The 15,159-nt window shown below is 50.1% G+C and carries 16 protein-coding genes; 10 read left to right on the top strand and 6 right to left on the bottom strand.

Annotated elements, in window-relative coordinates; translation table 11 throughout:
* Window positions 1-210: 210 nt before the first annotated feature.
* Window positions 211-1,398 (bottom strand): replication initiation protein, encoded by a 1,188-nt coding sequence (locus tag G536_RS0124150; protein ID WP_071837815.1) that lies wholly within the window; start codon window positions 1,396-1,398, stop codon window positions 211-213.
* A gap of 893 nt (window positions 1,399-2,291) precedes the next feature.
* Here G536_RS0124150 and G536_RS0124145 point away from each other — a divergent pair.
* On the top strand, window positions 2,292-2,966 hold the full coding sequence (locus G536_RS0124145) for a recombinase family protein (RefSeq protein WP_022826185.1): 675 nt from the start codon (window positions 2,292-2,294) through the stop codon (window positions 2,964-2,966).
* Between the two features lie 253 nt (window positions 2,967-3,219).
* Here the strand turns inward: G536_RS0124145 and G536_RS0124140 are convergent, their stop codons facing one another.
* Both G536_RS0124140 and G536_RS0124135 read right to left on the bottom strand, forming a co-directional pair.
* Window positions 3,220-3,459, bottom strand: coding sequence for a hypothetical protein (locus tag G536_RS0124140; protein ID WP_022826184.1), 240 nt, complete (start codon window positions 3,457-3,459; stop codon window positions 3,220-3,222).
* Window positions 3,452-3,829, bottom strand: a complete 378-nt coding sequence (locus G536_RS0124135) for a hypothetical protein (protein ID WP_157530912.1) — start codon at window positions 3,827-3,829, stop codon at window positions 3,452-3,454. The genes G536_RS0124140 and G536_RS0124135 overlap by 8 nt, the downstream gene beginning before the upstream one ends.
* 270 nt (window positions 3,830-4,099) lie before the next feature.
* Between G536_RS0124135 and G536_RS0124130 the strand changes: the two genes are divergently transcribed.
* The gene (locus G536_RS0124130) at window positions 4,100-4,735 is read left to right on the top strand and encodes an ABC transporter ATP-binding protein (RefSeq protein WP_022826182.1); all 636 of its coding nucleotides are present in this window, start codon (window positions 4,100-4,102) and stop codon (window positions 4,733-4,735) included.
* A complete protein-coding gene (locus G536_RS0124125) occupies window positions 4,732-5,856 on the top strand; it encodes a hypothetical protein (protein WP_157530911.1) in 1,125 nt (374 codons plus the stop codon). The genes G536_RS0124130 and G536_RS0124125 overlap by 4 nt, the downstream gene beginning before the upstream one ends.
* 351 nt (window positions 5,857-6,207) lie before the next feature.
* Here G536_RS0124125 and G536_RS29675 read toward each other — a convergent pair whose 3' ends face one another.
* Window positions 6,208-6,537, bottom strand: a complete 330-nt coding sequence (locus G536_RS29675) for a Dabb family protein (protein WP_022826180.1) — start codon at window positions 6,535-6,537, stop codon at window positions 6,208-6,210.
* A gap of 1,002 nt (window positions 6,538-7,539) precedes the next feature.
* Here G536_RS29675 and G536_RS0124115 point away from each other — a divergent pair.
* Window positions 7,540-8,790: a phthiocerol/phthiodiolone dimycocerosyl transferase family protein gene (locus G536_RS0124115; protein WP_022826179.1), complete on the top strand. Its 1,251-nt coding sequence runs from the start codon at window positions 7,540-7,542 to the stop codon at window positions 8,788-8,790.
* On the opposite strand, the gene G536_RS29670 is transcribed toward G536_RS0124115, so the two are convergent.
* Complete coding sequence (locus tag G536_RS29670; protein ID WP_071837828.1) at window positions 8,723-9,124, bottom strand: winged helix-turn-helix transcriptional regulator; 402 nt, start codon at window positions 9,122-9,124, stop codon at window positions 8,723-8,725. The genes G536_RS0124115 and G536_RS29670 overlap by 68 nt on opposite strands.
* A 129-nt stretch (window positions 9,125-9,253) precedes the next feature.
* On the opposite strand from G536_RS29670, the gene G536_RS0124110 reads away from it, so the two are divergent.
* From G536_RS0124110 to G536_RS29665, 6 genes are all read left to right on the top strand, one after another.
* Window positions 9,254-10,042, top strand: coding sequence for an SDR family oxidoreductase (locus G536_RS0124110; RefSeq protein WP_022826178.1), 789 nt, complete (start codon window positions 9,254-9,256; stop codon window positions 10,040-10,042).
* A 61-nt stretch (window positions 10,043-10,103) separates the two neighbouring features.
* Window positions 10,104-10,427, top strand: coding sequence for a nuclear transport factor 2 family protein (locus G536_RS0124105; RefSeq protein WP_022826177.1), 324 nt, complete (start codon window positions 10,104-10,106; stop codon window positions 10,425-10,427).
* 86 nt (window positions 10,428-10,513) lie between these two features.
* On the top strand, window positions 10,514-11,455 hold the full coding sequence (locus tag G536_RS0124100) for a hypothetical protein (protein ID WP_022826176.1): 942 nt from the start codon (window positions 10,514-10,516) through the stop codon (window positions 11,453-11,455).
* 149 nt (window positions 11,456-11,604) lie between these two features.
* Entirely contained in the window at window positions 11,605-12,510 is a 906-nt protein-coding gene (locus tag G536_RS0124095; protein ID WP_022826175.1) for an alpha/beta fold hydrolase, read from the top strand.
* Window positions 12,511-12,603: 93 nt separating this feature from the next.
* Entirely contained in the window at window positions 12,604-13,464 is an 861-nt protein-coding gene (locus tag G536_RS0124090; protein ID WP_022826174.1) for a helix-turn-helix domain-containing protein, read from the top strand.
* Window positions 13,465-13,705: 241 nt separating this feature from the next.
* Window positions 13,706-14,677 (top strand): S41 family peptidase, encoded by a 972-nt coding sequence (locus G536_RS29665; protein WP_022826173.1) that lies wholly within the window; start codon window positions 13,706-13,708, stop codon window positions 14,675-14,677.
* Between the two features lie 191 nt (window positions 14,678-14,868).
* Here the strand turns inward: G536_RS29665 and G536_RS32555 are convergent.
* Window positions 14,869-15,159 (bottom strand): hypothetical protein (locus G536_RS32555; RefSeq protein WP_026880543.1); only part of this gene is annotated, 291 nt, incomplete at its 5' end.

Raw genomic sequence — 15,159 nt, 5'->3', positions numbered from 1 at the left:
CGGTGCTTTTAGTCGCTATTCAGTACGGATAATAAAGCTACCTGTATTTGCACCTATTTACGAGTGTGAATACAGGTGCGTTTATTGTTCTTATATCATTGCTTACCAGCTTCTTTGTAGCAAGTAGAAATTGCTATGTTACATGCGTTAAATCAACTCAATGCCTTATATATTTTACAGACAACTATACCGGTAGGGTAGGGCAGCCCCTTAGGATTTCACCAGCCACTGGATACCCTGCGAGTCGGTTTCCTGCTGGAAACCCGCCGAGAGCCACACCCGAGCCAAATTCTCTTCAAACGTTGCGTCCGCAATTAGGTGGCGTTGCCGCATGGTTTCGTACATAGCGTGGACGTCGTCGAGGGTGTGCCGCTCCTGCAGCGAGAGTACCGGGATGGTAGGGGTAGGACGCCGCTTGGGCTCTTCTTCTTTGCGTACCTGCCGGCGGTAGTCTTCCAACAGGTAGCCTTCCACTAAAGCCTTATAGATAGCGCCGCCGACCTTTTTCACTTTGCCGGCGGCTGCTTGTCGGCGCACGTATGCCACGACAAAGTACACGTATCCTTCGTCGTAGTACCCGCTTTCTAGTTGGGTTTTAATGCCGGCAATGCTTTTGGCGGCAATGCCTGCTTCCAGTAGGGTGGCTTCCCAACCAGTTTCCAGAACCGGTGGGGCTGGCTGCGCGCTGCCGGTCGGTTTGAAGAGAAAACAGATATGAGTGATTGTGCGCCCCTGCTTTTCCAACTCGTAAGTGAATGCCATATCAGTCTGAGCTAACTCGGCCTTGGCTCGGTCAAGGATGCGGGCTTTGAAATTGGTAAACCGGTCATACTCTTCCTCCACGCCCAGAATACCCTTCAAGTCGGCTACCGCCATTACCCGCTTGCCAAAGGCAGCGTACTCTCGCAATAGCAGGTAGATACGATAGGCATTGCTGCTCTTGAGCTTTAGTAGCTCGGTCAGTTGCGCCTTGGTGAAATTCTCCCGCAATTGCAGCAGGTAAGGCATTAGCAAATCGTTGAAGCGGGCCTCCACCACGCCTTCACGGTGTTTGTACTCGGCAAAGGCCAGTAGGGGGAGAATGGAAAAGTCGGGTTTGCTGTTGCGGCGTGCAGAAGTATCAATCTTCTCAATTAATAATGTGCGAGAAGCAAAATGTTTAAGAGTCTTACGCACCAGATCGTAAGTGGAATTACTTGAACTATGGCCCATTAATTCCCGAACAGGTATCTGGCACACCTGAAACTGTGTATCATCCCGTCCAATGCGACTAAGTAGCGCCAGAAACAGGCGTGACTCTGTGGTGTTAAGTTCGAAGCGGGCATTGATCAGAGCATTGTGCTGTACGATCAGAGCGTGGACCGTGCTATCTCCCTTTGCCAGAGTGTCTTGTTTCATATAGCCAAGATAAGAAAGCTACTTATATTATGCTACATAATTTAAAACATGTAGTTATATCACCCCTTTTTTGTAGTTATATCTCGTTACAATCGCCCCTTTTTTGTAGTTATATCACCCCTTTTTTGTAGCAGTTAACCCCTTTTTTGTAGTTATATCACCCCTTTTTTGTAGTTATATGTCCTTGTATAAATCAGTATATCAGGTAGTTACAACCTCCGTAAACTAAGTAAACTTTATAAAGAAAGAAAACAACTAGTTTCTTGAGCAGCCTTTTAAGGTTGAATAAGGAAAGCGGAGTTTGGTAAATCTGATTTCTTAACCAGTAAGTGATAAATCAACACTAGGCGCGACCCCTTTTTTGTAGTCATATGATTGGTGAAGTTGTCTTAATAGCTATTGAAGCGCAGTTTAGTGAGCAATGCGGTAGTGTTTAAATCAATAGCTGACCCCTTTTTTGTAGTCATATGCATTCGGACTTCTTAACCGGGTACTAGTCTAGCTCGAGGGAAGTTGAATAGTTATTTTCTGGCAAAGTCATATGACTACAAAAAAGGGGTTTCTATTGATGTTTCTAATCTAAAAGCTCCAGAAGTGAGGGAAATGATATGACTACAAAAAAGGGGTGGAGTCAGCAACACAGGGTAACCATAAGTAAATTATAGTGCTTCATTTGGGTATAAGATTTTTTAACGTAAGCTCCCGACTTTCTTAGCCTACGCTTTAAAACAAGAAGTACATTTTAGTACAAAGAGTTAAGAAGAATTGTGCTAAAACATGCTTTAAAAGCGCAACCTGATACTGTTTGTACTACTGATAAAGTATGGAAGGGCTTATTTGGCATTTTACAAACGCCCGTTTGTAAAATGCCAAATCGGACGTAGCTTGCTGGCGTGAAGACATATGTATCCTATTACAGGGTGAGCACCACTAAACAGGGTATGTCCGGTCTGGGCCTGGAAGCCCAGCAGTATGCTGTTGCCCAGTACGTGCGTCCACCAGCGCAGGTGCTGGCTCATTACACTGAAGTGGAAAGCGGTAAAAAAAACTTACGGCCCCAATTGCTGGCGGCTATCACTCACGCTCGACAGGCAGGGGCCACGCTACTTATTGCTAAGCTGGATCGTCTCTCCCGAAACGCAGGCTTCATCTTCGCCTTGCGCGACTCAGGTGTGGACTTTGTGTGCTGTGACATGCCCGACGCCAACACGCTCACCGTCGGTATTTTTGCTGTGCTGGCCCAGCACGAACGGGAACTCATCAGTAAGCGTACCCGCGAAGCGCTGGCAGCCTTGAAAGCGCGGGGTGTGCGCCTGGGCGTACCAGCCAATTTGACAAAGGATGCTATTCGCCATGGCCAGGCCATACGCCAACAAAACGCGCGCGATAACAAGGAGAACCGACAAGCAATGCGACTGGCTGTGCTGCTACGGCAGCAAGGCTTAACGTTGCAACAGATTGCTGAAGAGCTGCACAAAGGGGAGTACCTTACTCGCCGGGGCAAGCACTTCGATGCCAGTGCAGTCCGTCGCTTGCTGCTGCGGCAGCAGATGCAGAACGAGGAGTAGTGGACAAGGCTTTACATATATTATTCTGTTTATCAAATAGTTGTGAGTACAGTTTGCACTTGATAAATAGGATACTCTATTTTGATTAGTAAGGTGCTTTGTTATGCCTGCTTAATCCGGACAATAAGTGTTTAACACTGCCTCGTCACTGACCTTTGGTCTTACTTAACAAATAAGGCTGCCTTATATTGCTTGCATCAATAAAGGAGCTGTTAGGCACTCGCTGCTGGGGGTAGGCTGGCAAGGAGTGGAGCTACTCTGTAGTCATTTTAGCGGCTACCCGACGCCGCAAGTAGCGCAGGTGGTGGCGCTGCCAGAGGCGTACGAGCAGTAATAGGCTCAGCAACCCAGGGATACATAGTAACAGCACCCACGTATTGGCTTCCGGGTAACTCGTGCCGGTGAGGTCAGCCAGGTTTACCATGAAATCCACGCAGTACCAGTACGCCAGTTGGCCCAGGCGGTAGAGCAGGGAGAGAAACAAGTCAGGCATGGGGTAGGGTATCTTGCAGGCGGCGAATGGTGCGCGCATCGCGCAAAACGGCGTAAGTCAGGCGCAGTAGCAGCAGCGGGATGGCCACGAGAAACACCAGCAGATTAGCTAGTACATAGGTTGTTCCACCACCACCAGCTGCCAGCGCCCGGACTGTATATCCATAGAGCGGACGCAGCTGAAAGTAGGCCGGGCTGTTGGCCGGCGTGGCATGGGAACAGGCGTGGTCGTGGCAATAGCGAGTGCAGTGCGCGGGGGCACGGGCCGCAGTAGGTGGGTGTGGGGCTGCAGTATTAACGGCGAGGCCAAAGAGCAACGGCAGCAGGGCCAGCAAACCAGTAAGAAGTAGGGGGCGTATTACAGGCAACATCAAAACAAACAAGCAAATTAAAGGCGGTAGAACAAGCTATTGCCAGCGGCTGGTACGGTTCCCCATCTAGCAGCCTTCTCCAGTCGTTACCACAAGGTGCTTAGAAAGGGTTATACAGAAATGCGGTAGTTGCCATCTGGCTGGTTGTTCAGGTACGAGTGAAAGCCCCATCAATGGCCGGCAGACTCGCTCCCCGATTGCAATTATTTTCTGCCCTTGCCGTTTCAGGTCTCTGTATACTCCCCGCTGGTTTATTGTGCTATTTCTTTCATGCTGCACCTGAGTAATTTTCGCAAAACCTATCAGCAGCAAGTGGTGCTGCAAGTGGAAGCCCTCACTATTCCCGCCGGGGTTTATTGGCTGCGCGGCCGTAACGGGGCCGGCAAGAGCACCTTGCTTAAAGCGCTGGCAGGCATGATTTCCTTCGAGGGCAATATTACGCTCCAGCCCAACGTGAACCTCAAGCAGCACCCTGTTGTCTACCGGCGGCTAGTCAACTTCGCCGAAGCTGAACCTGTATTTCCTGCCTTTCTAACCGGCACCGAACTCATCAACCTATTCAAGGTGGCCAAGGGCGCGTCCCGGCAGCAGGAAGCTTTGTATGTGGAGAGTATGCAGATGGGCTCGTACGTGCATGAGCCTGTGCGGTCTTATTCCAGTGGCATGCTCAAAAAGCTCTCCCTGGTGTTAGCCTTTTTGGGTCAACCCACCTGCATTCTGCTGGATGAACCTTTAACGACCCTCGATACTGAATCCTTGCCGGTTCTCTATTCCTGGATTAGCCACCACTTTCAGCAGCACGGTACGCTATTTTTACTTTCTTCCCATCAGGTCTTTACAGGCGGCTTCTTACCGCCCGTTCAGCAGCTGTGCGTAGCGCAGCAGACCGTTCAACATTGCGCGTGAAACGCCCACTTACCCGCGCCCTCGTCAAGATCATTGCCACCGGTTTTTACCGGCAGCACTTGGGCTTCTTGTTGGCTCTGTTTGTAGTGCTTTTCCTTAACGTCCTGTACACGCCGGTGCTCAACCAAACACATCTGACGCCGGAGCAGATCCTGGTAACGGCCCTGAAGCTGGTGGTCTCGTCGGTAAGTGAGCCGCTGGGCGTGGGCCTCTTAGGCGGTCTGTTTTTGCTCTACAGCTGGAAGAGTTGGCAGTACGTGGCCCGCCACTTGCAGGGCGCAGATGTGCAGTTTCTCTACTACAGCAGCAACGCCTTGCCTTGGTCACGGCAGGTGCAGTCCTGGACCCTAGTGCAGCTTGTGGTCTGCCTGCCCCTGGTCATGATCAGCTTGTACGCTATGTTCGTTGGAGTAGCGTTTGGCTATTGGCTGATTCCCTTTCTGCTTCCAGTGTACATGCTTGCCTTACTAATTGGCAGTGGGGTGTACTACACGCGGCTGCTTAATAACACCACAGCAGCCGAGCCATTCCAAGCAGATCGGCTGGCGTGGCTACGCCGGTGGCCCAAACCATTGTTCAGCTTGTTTCTTTATGAACTGCTCGACAAGAAACGCCTACCGTACACCGTGACTAAAGCCCTGTCATTGAGCAGTATCGCGCTGCTGTGGAGCGTATTTCCTGCTTCTCGGCTGGACCCACGGCTGTTTGAGTTCTTGGGCTTGTGCAGTGCGCTGACGCATGCGGTTTTGCTCTTTCAGGCCCGCGAGTTCGAAAAGTTCTATCTGCAGTTCACGCGTAACTTTCCACACTCCTGTTGGCAGATAGCTGGCCAGCAGGTGGCACTGTACAGTATGCTGTTACTGCCCGAACTACTTGGGCTGTTGATGATAGGCCCCTTTCAGCACGGCCTGCTGGGTGCCGCGCTGTTACTTAGCGTCACACTCTTTTTTCGAGCTCTACTCGCTAGGCCAGGCCTGCGGCTGCCCACTTATCTGCGGGTCGTCTTTGGCTGCTTTTTGGTTTTTCTCTTTGTGTTGCTCTTTGGTTTTACCCAGTGGCTGATCATCGTTAATCTAGTTGCGGCTGGGGGGCTGTTTTACCACTATAAGTACACCAACTAGAACGCTTTTCTGCCCGGAAAAGGAATGTGCCGCATACTAAGAAGGAACCTTGTAAAGCAGTGGCATTAAGCATATCTACTCTACCAGCAAACGCAGAGTGTGAGTGCTAGTCGCAACCGTCGCCCGGAGTAAATACAGCCCAGGGGCCAAATCCCTCAAGCCTACGTGAGCAGAAATGGCCGTACGTAACACGCGGTCTTTTGTATCGAATACGTGCACCGGTATGTGTTCCCCTGTAAGGTCAATAATTGCTCCTGATCGTGTTAATTAAGTGCCCCAGTCGTTAAACACTTGCTAAGAAATGTGACGAATAGGTATCAGGCCACGCCTTACCGCACTTATCGGAGCGCCTCATAAGGTTGAGCCAATCGAATCGTATATTATTACCTTCTCCCAGTAAGCCGCACAAGTGGTGCGAAAGGCATCGTGAATTGGATGCCGTTGATAGCTTTCCTCGTCCGCGGCGCTGGCAAAGAAACACAACCACGAATAGGTATACTGGTGGTCAATCACATCACGGGTGGTACCGGCTGGCGTGCCGATATGCGCCAGCTTGATGGAGGGAATGGCTCGCATGCTCATTAGCCCCGCTAATAGTGCGGCTTTGTCGGCGTCGCTGGCGGTGGCAGGGGTGTAAAACAAGACGTGGTGAACGAATAAGTCAGGGGAGGAGGCGTTCATAAGGTCTGGTAACGTAATGGCAGTAAATAAGCAGGCAGTAGGAGACTAGAGGAATTTATCGGCATTGGAGCACGCTACCAGTTCTAAGAGCTTGGTGGTCGGACGCGAATAACGGCAAAAGAATGTCAAAAAAGATCCACGCCAGAGGTTGCGAAAAACTGTGCTTTTCGCAACCTCTGGCGTGGGCAACGGAAGTGTCTGAAAACGGTTTGGCAGCTAATTGTGCTTCTCTTCAAAAACTGCCAGTCAAACCAGAGCTAAGCGTCTAGTAGTTATTCTATTTACGTGTGCTCATCACACCTATCTAGCACGCTCAAAAACGCATTTTTCGAGCACGTTTTTCTTATCCTTTTTTGGAAGGTTGAACGCGTTCAGCTACTACCCCTTATTAAGTGGATGGCTCGCTTCAACTGAACAAGGCGCACCACATCGAGCAAGCCCGGCTAGTTGCACGCCTGCATTACGCGGTGACATAGAGCTGGTCGCCGGGTGAAGAGCACATACTGGCCGATTCGCCAGCCCTGGCCTGTCGACTAACTCGTTGGTCCCTGTAGCTTTGTAGAGCCGCTTCCAGGTGAAGGCGGCGTGCTGTTTATTCCCTTCCCGTATGGTTCGTTTTTACGCTTGGCTGGTTCACTTTTTTCTGTTACTGCTCGTCCTACCCGGTATGGTCCAAGCCCACGCCTGGACGGGCGTCACGCCCGGCAGCCTTCTTAGTTAACATCAAAGTTTGCGTCTCAGACGCATCTGGGAATAACAACGGTCCGCAATTATACCGAGTTTACAGGGTATTAAATGGCAATCGGCAAAGTGAAATATGAAGAAAAGCTGATCGTCGCAGGCAGTTATCTACCTTAATCTTGAAAGAGATTATGCGGACGGCTAAATGTGCATGACCCTTCGACTTTTGTCCATTCTCTGCCCCTTCTCAGGCGGCCAATTTTGCATTCAGGTTAGCGCAGGAATTTCCCAGGTGCTATCCCTCATCTAAACCAATGCAAAATGAGAACACAACAGAACCGCACCTTAGGGGCATTCGAAAAAGCGTTTTGGCTGCTGGATCAAATTGATTCCAAGGATTTTTGTCTGGCCGCGCACATCTCGGGAACCCAGCCCGTTGAAAAATGGCGGAAGGCCATCGACCTGGTTCAACAACGCCATCCGAATCTCTCGGTCAAGGTTGTGCTCGATGCACTAGGTCGGCCTACTTTACAGCACGTGGAGGACCTGCCCATTCCGCTCCGCGTGGTGCACGTGGCGCAAGATTACCGTTGGGAACAGGAAGTGGAGAAAGAGCTTTCCGTCCGGTTTAACACGGCCGAAGGCCCGCTTTTACGGGTTGTGTTGCTGCAAAAACCAGAGAGCACCGTCCTGATCCTGGCCGCTAACCACACGGTGGCTGATGGGACGTCCTTGAGCTATGTAACTCGGGACCTGCTGCTCGTCGTTACCGGCCAAGAGCTTGCCTTACTGGAACCGCAAGCGTCTAACGACCATACCCTTGGTCTGCCAGAAGATCAGCCGGCTCAGACGGTCGAGCAAGTGCTTGAATTGAACATGAAAACGGAGGTAGTCAACCCCTTGGTTTCCTCGCACCGCTTTTCTGCCAACACCACCCGTACCCTGCTCGAACGCGCCCGACAAGAAAATACCAGCGTCCACGGCGCTATTTGCGCGGCCGTATTACTGGCTGCGCGGAAAATGCGGCCGGAATGGGACCAGACCCGGATGGAGTTGGTTTCGCCGATTTGCACCAGAGGCCCCCTCAGCCTCGATGATAACGTTGGCTTGAATATCACCACCCAATCCGTGTTTTTTGATAATCAGCCGTATATGTCTTTCTGGGATTTGGCCAGACTTGCGAAGGCTGGACTGGGGGGAACCAGTTCCGTTGACTATACAAAAGGCTATCTGTCGTTCTTTCGAAACCTAGTCTTCGGCCACAATGATATAGCGCACATGCTGGACGCCCTCAAGCAGGCCTTCAACCATCATATCATGGTGACCAACCTAGTCAGGGTAAAGTATAAAACTGATTTCGGGCCCTTAAAACTCGAAGCGTTGTACGGCCCGATGGTTCGCTCGGGGAAAGGCCTGGAGCAGACGATTGGAGCTCTGACAACCAACGGTTCGCTTTGCCTGACCAACACGAGCGATACGCCTATCCCGGGCTTGCTGTTGGAAATCAAGCAGATCCTGGACCAAGCGTGTCAGGATACGGTAGTGGCGAAGATGGAATGTTCTGTTCGATAAGCGTCCGTAAACGCTGCTCATGCTGGTCGCCCCACTGCCCGATAGCCCCGATAATGGGAACAAGTGATTTTCCAAAATCGGTGAGATAATATTCCACTTTGGGCGGGACAACGGGGTAAATCACTTTTCCCACCAACTCGTGCTTTTCGAGCTCTTTTAACTGCACATTCAACACCCGGCGGGATGCACCCGGAATTTTTCGTTGCAACTCGCTGGGGCGTTGAAACCCTTCGTTGATAAACCACAAAAGCCGCATCTTCCATTTGCCGTACAGCACCTCGCCGATCAGATCGAGCCCGCAATTCAGGTCAGGCATTGTCTTTCTTTCGTACATAAGTGTAAATATAAACTGCTGCTTTTGGCGGTTCAATAGGGATAAATTTATCCCTATTTGAATCGTAAGTCCCTACTTGTCAGTAGGCAGCATAGTGCTGAAATTCGTCCTAACCAAATCAGCACGGCAATGGACTTTACCTTTGAAAACGAACTGGACAATAAAATAGCCTTGGTAACCGGAGGCAGCAAAGGGGCCGGCAAGGCCATTGCGGAGCGCCTTGTACAGGCAGGCGCCACGGTGATCATCACGGCCCGAAATAAGCCGGAAGAAGAAACCAAGGGCGTTCATTTCATCGCCGCCGATTTAAGTGAACCGGAAGGAACGCAGAAAGTAGTAGCTGAAATAATTCAACAATTCGGTCGGCTGGATATCCTGATCAACAACATGGGCGGCTCCGAAACGCCGGCGGGCGGATTTGCGGTGCTCTCCGACAAAGAGTGGGAATCCTCTTTTCAAACCAATTTGCTGGCCCCCGTACGGCTAGACCGCGGGTTTTTACCGGGGATGATCGAACGCCACGAAGGCGTGATTATCCACGTTGCCTCCATTCAGGCGAAGTTGCCCCTGTATGACTCTACCTTGCCTTATGCTGCTGCAAAAGCGGCGTTGGTGAATTACAGCAAGAGCCTCTCAAATGAAGTGGCACCGAAAGGCGTGCGCGTGCTCACCGTATCACCGGGCTGGATCATGACTACGGCGTCCGTCAGCATGATGGAGCGTATCGCGCAGAGTTCGAACGTTACCACTGAACAAGCTACCAAAGGCGTCATGGATGCCCTGGGCGGCATTCCGTTTGGCAGACCGGCCTGGCCAGAAGAAGTTGCAGAACTGGTTGGCTTCCTGGTATCACCCAGGGCAGCCTACCTCACCGGCACGAACTATGTGATTGATGGAGGGACGATTCCGGCCGTGTAATCAGCTGTTTGTCAAGGTTTATCCCACACGAATATTTTAATCAATCTACCCATTCAACCTCATGAAACTTCCGGAGAATATAGCGGGCCTTATCAAAGCCCAAAACGAGTCAGACAGCACCGCCTTTGCTACCTATTTTACAGAACACGCAACTGTTTCTGATGAAGGTTCATCGTATGCTGGTAGAGCCGAAATCAAGGGCTGGATACAGGAAGCGACTGAAAAGTATGCCATGCAGTTGACACCCCTTGATTTCAGCCAAGACAACTCAAAAGCAATCCTTACGGTGGAAATAAGCGGCACATTTCCCGGCAGTCCAGCCGTGATGAAGTATCACCTCGAATTGGACGGCACCACCATCAGTCGGCTATTGATTACTGATTGATAAGTACTGGGTTAGTAGTACACTTCGCCGGAATGCTGTGAATAGTATGTTCATATAGCCTTCCGGCGAAGCCTTTTATAACTCAAATGGAAATGTTTATGATCAGAAGCTGGTGGTTTAAATTGGTGATGTTGGCGGTAGCAATGCTGGGTTTTTCATCTTCTATAGTGGCGCAAAAGCTGAATCCCTCCCTGCAAAACAATCCTTCACGGCGGATACAGATTGCACCAGAAAGTGTACTCCAGAACTTCCGCGAGGCGGGCATGAAACCGGTTAATCATACATTGACACCCGCCGAAAAAGAAAAGGTAACCAAGGCCTTTTCCTATTTGACGCCGTTGCATCGGCGCATTCTGCAACAGCATTTGCACAGCATCAGCTTCTTGGATGACATGCCGAACACGGCCTTAACTTCTCCAATAGATGCGGGCGGCGCAACGAAACTGTTCAACATTACTTTTCGCGCCAGCTTACTGAACGAAAACATTTCTCAGTGGGCGACCGGGAAGGAAAATACTTGCTTCAGGCAGGAAGCTGATTCCAGATACCGCGTGCACGTGGAAGGAGGCGATATGGATGCTATTATCTATGTGCTGTTGCATGAGGCGACTCATATCGTGGATGTGGTGCGGAACCTTACCCCGCATCCTACCCAGGCAAGTGCCGTGGCGCAGCCGACACCGTTTACTCAAGATGTCTGGCGCACAATGAATAAGCCGGCCGAACTCTACCTTGATTCTTTACTGGAACAAACCCGTTTTCGGAGTGGAAAGCCGCTGCCAATTGGGCGAGCACCGGAAGTTTATGCACGGTTGGCGAAGACCCCGTTTCCTTCTTTGTATGCTATGGCGGCTTGGTCAGAAGATATTGCCGAGCTCGTGACCATTTATCACCTCACCTTGAAAATGAAGCAGCCCTTCACTATCGTCGTGACCAAGAATACGGTGGAGTTGGCCCGCTTTGAACCGATGAAGCATGCGCTGGTAAAGCAGCGCCTACCCCAGTTGACGACTTTTTACGAGCCGTAATTTCACCTTGCGGGAAAAATGTACATGGTACATAGCCTTTTATCCATTCTTCTGGGGAGTTGAACCTGCCACCTTTGTAATGTCGAAACGCAACGACAATTTGCTAACGATTAGCAGGTTAACACAAACAAACCAACGTTACTACCCAGATGAAAACAATTGCCTTGTCCATCGCCTTCCTGTTCACTTTTATCAACAGTCAATTCCTTTTTGCCCAGACTCGCAAGCCAGCATCCTTAGGCAGAGAAGAATACATTGAGGTGGAAAAAAACGTAAAACTCCACGTCATCGACTTGGGCGAAGGTGAGCCTATTGTACTTATTCACGGCTGGCCGCTCAACAACGAGATGTACGAATATCAATACCAGTATCTGGTGGAAAAAGGCTTCCGAGTCATCGGCATCTCCCTGCGCGGTTTTGGCAAATCAGACCGGCCCTACGGAAAATACGATTTCGATACGTTCTCCGACGACATCAAGGTAGTACTGGAAAAGCTTAAGATTGAGCAGGCCACGCTGGGTGGATTTTCTATGGGTAGCGCGGTAACGCTCCACTTCGTGACCAAATATAAAGGGGCGCATATCAAGAAATTAGCTCTATTCGGCGCAACCGGTCCTTCCTGGAAACAGCGCGAAGGCTACCCGTACGGCATTACCGACCAAGGCGCCGCTGATCTGATCAAGCAGACGAAAACCAACCGGGAGCAGCTGGTGGCCGGTTTTGGAAAGGCCTTTGAAGGCCAAGAAGGCGGCCTTTCACTGGAATCTATCAAATGGCTGGAAAGCATCAACCTGAATGCTTCCCCTTACGCTACTACTCAGGCTATTACGGCCCTACGTGACCTGGACTTGCGGCCTGAATTGTCGAAAATTAAAATGCCTGTTGCCATATTTCACGGCGTAAACGACAAATTATGCGACTTCGCCCAGGCCCAACAACTCAACAAAGCCATCAAAGGGTCTTACATCATTAAATTTGAAAAAGGCGGGCACGGATTCTTCCTGGAAGAGATGGATAAGTTCAACGCAGAGCTTGAAAAATTCGCCAGAAACTAATTAAACGATTACCCCGGTGAATTGAATCAGCGCTTCACCAGGGGTAATCGTTTTGAAACATAAAATCCCTGCTATTCGCAAGCGTATAGAGCTATGAGCACAACTGTTTTCAACAATAATTTAAAAACGTTGGGATTGCTGCAGGTTAGTGAAGAGCAAACGCACATTATCAACGGCCCAGACTACAAGGAGTACATTAAGATCCTGTATTTGCCGGCTGGCTACAGGCTTAAAGTAGATTTTACCTGTTACGATACGCAGCAACCAACTTTATTTTTTATCAGCCCGAATCAATATCTGGAGCTGGAAGCAGCCGGCCAGGAACTCGGATACTTTATTTTCTATAATCGTGATTTTTACTGCATTCAGATCCATGACCTAGAAGTTGCTTGTGATGGGTTACTGTTCAACAACATCCGCAATATGCCTAAAGTGGAGCTCTCAGATGTTGAAAACGCATTTCTGAGCGGGGTATTACAGGAAATGCTCCAGGAATTCAACCTGAATGACAGCTCCTTGGAAGAGATGGTCCGCACCTATCTCAAACAATTGCTCATCCGTGCGACGCGCTCATGGAAAAGACAGCATTTGACCACTGAACTAGCAGATCAACAAAGCGACCTGGAGTTTTTTCGCAAGTTCACCCGGCTCGTCGAAGAGCATTATAAGTCCAAACATACCGTTGCTGATTACGCCGATTTATTGTGCATGGCCCCGAAAACCATCACGCATAAATTCAACCTCCTTCGGTTGCCGCAGCCTAATGAGGTGATTAAGAACCGGATCCTATTAGAGGCGAAGCGACTATTGGCTCATACTTCCCTAACTGCAAAGGAAATTGCCTACACGCTTGGGTACGACGACCCGGCCTATTTTAGCCGACTATTTATGACCAAAACTGGCGAATCGCCGTCTAGTTTCAGGGCAAATTTTTTAGGAACACAGTCCCTTTGAAACGAAGCACCAAAATCGATGTGGTGCCCCTAGTGGTTAGCAAATCTGCTTCTTGTTCCAAAAAAAGCTAGCGTTTCACTTTTGGCAATGAGACGCCAGAGCTTCTCCTAGGTTTAGGGTTCTTCCGATTAATAGTTGATTTCAGGCAACTCCGCTGACCTTTTATGCATCTGCTACCTGCACGCCCCTGCTGACGCCCGCATGCACTTCGTGCTATTGCTACTCCTTAATAAGGCTCCAGATGAGACTATTGATTTTACCGCTATTACTGATTGCAGGTAGCTTGTTTGCCCAAACCAGCAAGCCAGACGCTCAACCATCCAAACAGGTGGTACAGTACCTGGATAGATTTCAGCAGATCATCAAGAAAAATGCGCTGTATGCTGATTCGCTGGAGTGGGAGCAGTTGAGCAAGGAAGTCAAGGAAAAGTCGCAGGGCCTAGCAACAATTGAGGACTGTCGGCCAGTCATTGATCATATCCTAAATACGCTCCGCAACGCAGGTGACAAGCATTCGGCTTTCATGCCAAAGGGCAAAGCCGCCAGCTGGACTTCTTCAACTTATGCAGGCAAACAGGCCGAAAGCCGATACTTGGAAAAGGGTATCGGGTACATTAAGATTCCGGCGTTCAGCTCAATGGATTCCTCGGTTGGGCGGACCTTTTCCCAAGGCATCCGCAGCCAAATGCAGGCGCTGGCAACTCAACACAACCTAAGAGGCTGGGTGGTTGACCTGCGGCATAATACGGGCGGCAATATGCACCCTATGATTGATGGCCTCCAACCGCTCCTCAAAGAAGAGACGTACGGTTACTTTATTTTCCCCCGACGTAAAAAGGAAATACAGCTACGCATTCGTAGCGGCAAAGGAACGAAGCAAGGAGTGGGGGTAGCAGCTATCACGCAACCAAACGTAGCGGTTCTGATTGACTCCTTAACCGGCAGCAGCGGTGAGATGGTCGCTATTGCCTTTAAGGGAAGGGATAATACGAGGTTTTTTGGGCAGCCTTCGGCGGGGTATACCACTACCAACGGAACATACAAGCTGTCAGATGGAGCATACTTATTTTTGGCAACGGGCTATATGGCAGATAAGAACCGCCACACGTATTTGCCTACTATAGTCCCTGATGTAGTAGTCGAGTACGCGCCGCAGGGGGCTCAGGATATGACGATTGAAGCAGCTAGCAAATGGCTGGTTGAGGCTAAGTAATATCACCTTTCATAGAAGCTATTTCTCAATTTTGAGGAGGCACAACTCAGCAAGGATAGATTGCAGTGCAAACAGAAAACATCTCACCCGTGGGAATAAAAAGTGTACCATCTTCCTTACAGTCGAAAAAAAAGAAAGAGCTGCCCTATCGTAGGACAGCTCTTTCTATAGCTGTACCTGACAAATGCTGATTATTTGAGCAGTTCAGCGCTTTGGCGGCACACGTCGCGGGCAATCGCCAGGTTGGTGTTGCGCGAGTTCACTGCCAGGTAGATGAACTTCTTGCCGTCGTCGGTCAGGTTGATGAGGTGAATCTGGTTGGTGAGGGTGATGAGGATATCATCAATCTTTTCGCCTTGCAGCTTCAGGGCCGACATGGCCTTTTGCTTCTGCTTGACCACTTCCGTGTTGTAGGCAGCCGCCGTTTCGGGGTTGAGGCCGGGGGTAGTGCTGTGCGAGGCCAGGGCCATGCCCGATTGGAT

The organism is Hymenobacter norwichensis DSM 15439 (genome assembly GCF_000420705.1).
Taxonomy (GTDB): domain Bacteria; phylum Bacteroidota; class Bacteroidia; order Cytophagales; family Hymenobacteraceae; genus Hymenobacter; species Hymenobacter norwichensis.
This window is presented reverse-complemented; position numbering and strand designations above follow the sequence as displayed.

Coding starts and splice junctions, on each gene's coding strand:
- G536_RS0124150 (WP_071837815.1), bottom strand. CDS start 1,398: ATGAAACAAGACACTCTGGCAAAGGGAGATAGCACGGTCCACGCTCTG.
- G536_RS0124140 (WP_022826184.1), bottom strand. CDS start 3,459: ATGCCTGACTTGTTTCTCTCCCTGCTCTACCGCCTGGGCCAACTGGCG.
- G536_RS0124135 (WP_157530912.1), bottom strand. CDS start 3,829: ATGTTGCCTGTAATACGCCCCCTACTTCTTACTGGTTTGCTGGCCCTG.
- G536_RS0124130 (WP_022826182.1), top strand. CDS start 4,100: ATGCTGCACCTGAGTAATTTTCGCAAAACCTATCAGCAGCAAGTGGTG.
- G536_RS29675 (WP_022826180.1), bottom strand. CDS start 6,537: ATGAACGCCTCCTCCCCTGACTTATTCGTTCACCACGTCTTGTTTTAC.
- G536_RS0124115 (WP_022826179.1), top strand. CDS start 7,540: ATGAGAACACAACAGAACCGCACCTTAGGGGCATTCGAAAAAGCGTTT.
- G536_RS29670 (WP_071837828.1), bottom strand. CDS start 9,124: ATGTACGAAAGAAAGACAATGCCTGACCTGAATTGCGGGCTCGATCTG.
- G536_RS0124110 (WP_022826178.1), top strand. CDS start 9,254: ATGGACTTTACCTTTGAAAACGAACTGGACAATAAAATAGCCTTGGTA.
- G536_RS0124105 (WP_022826177.1), top strand. CDS start 10,104: ATGAAACTTCCGGAGAATATAGCGGGCCTTATCAAAGCCCAAAACGAG.
- G536_RS0124100 (WP_022826176.1), top strand. CDS start 10,514: ATGGAAATGTTTATGATCAGAAGCTGGTGGTTTAAATTGGTGATGTTG.
- G536_RS0124095 (WP_022826175.1), top strand. CDS start 11,605: ATGAAAACAATTGCCTTGTCCATCGCCTTCCTGTTCACTTTTATCAAC.
- G536_RS0124090 (WP_022826174.1), top strand. CDS start 12,604: ATGAGCACAACTGTTTTCAACAATAATTTAAAAACGTTGGGATTGCTG.
- G536_RS29665 (WP_022826173.1), top strand. CDS start 13,706: ATGAGACTATTGATTTTACCGCTATTACTGATTGCAGGTAGCTTGTTT.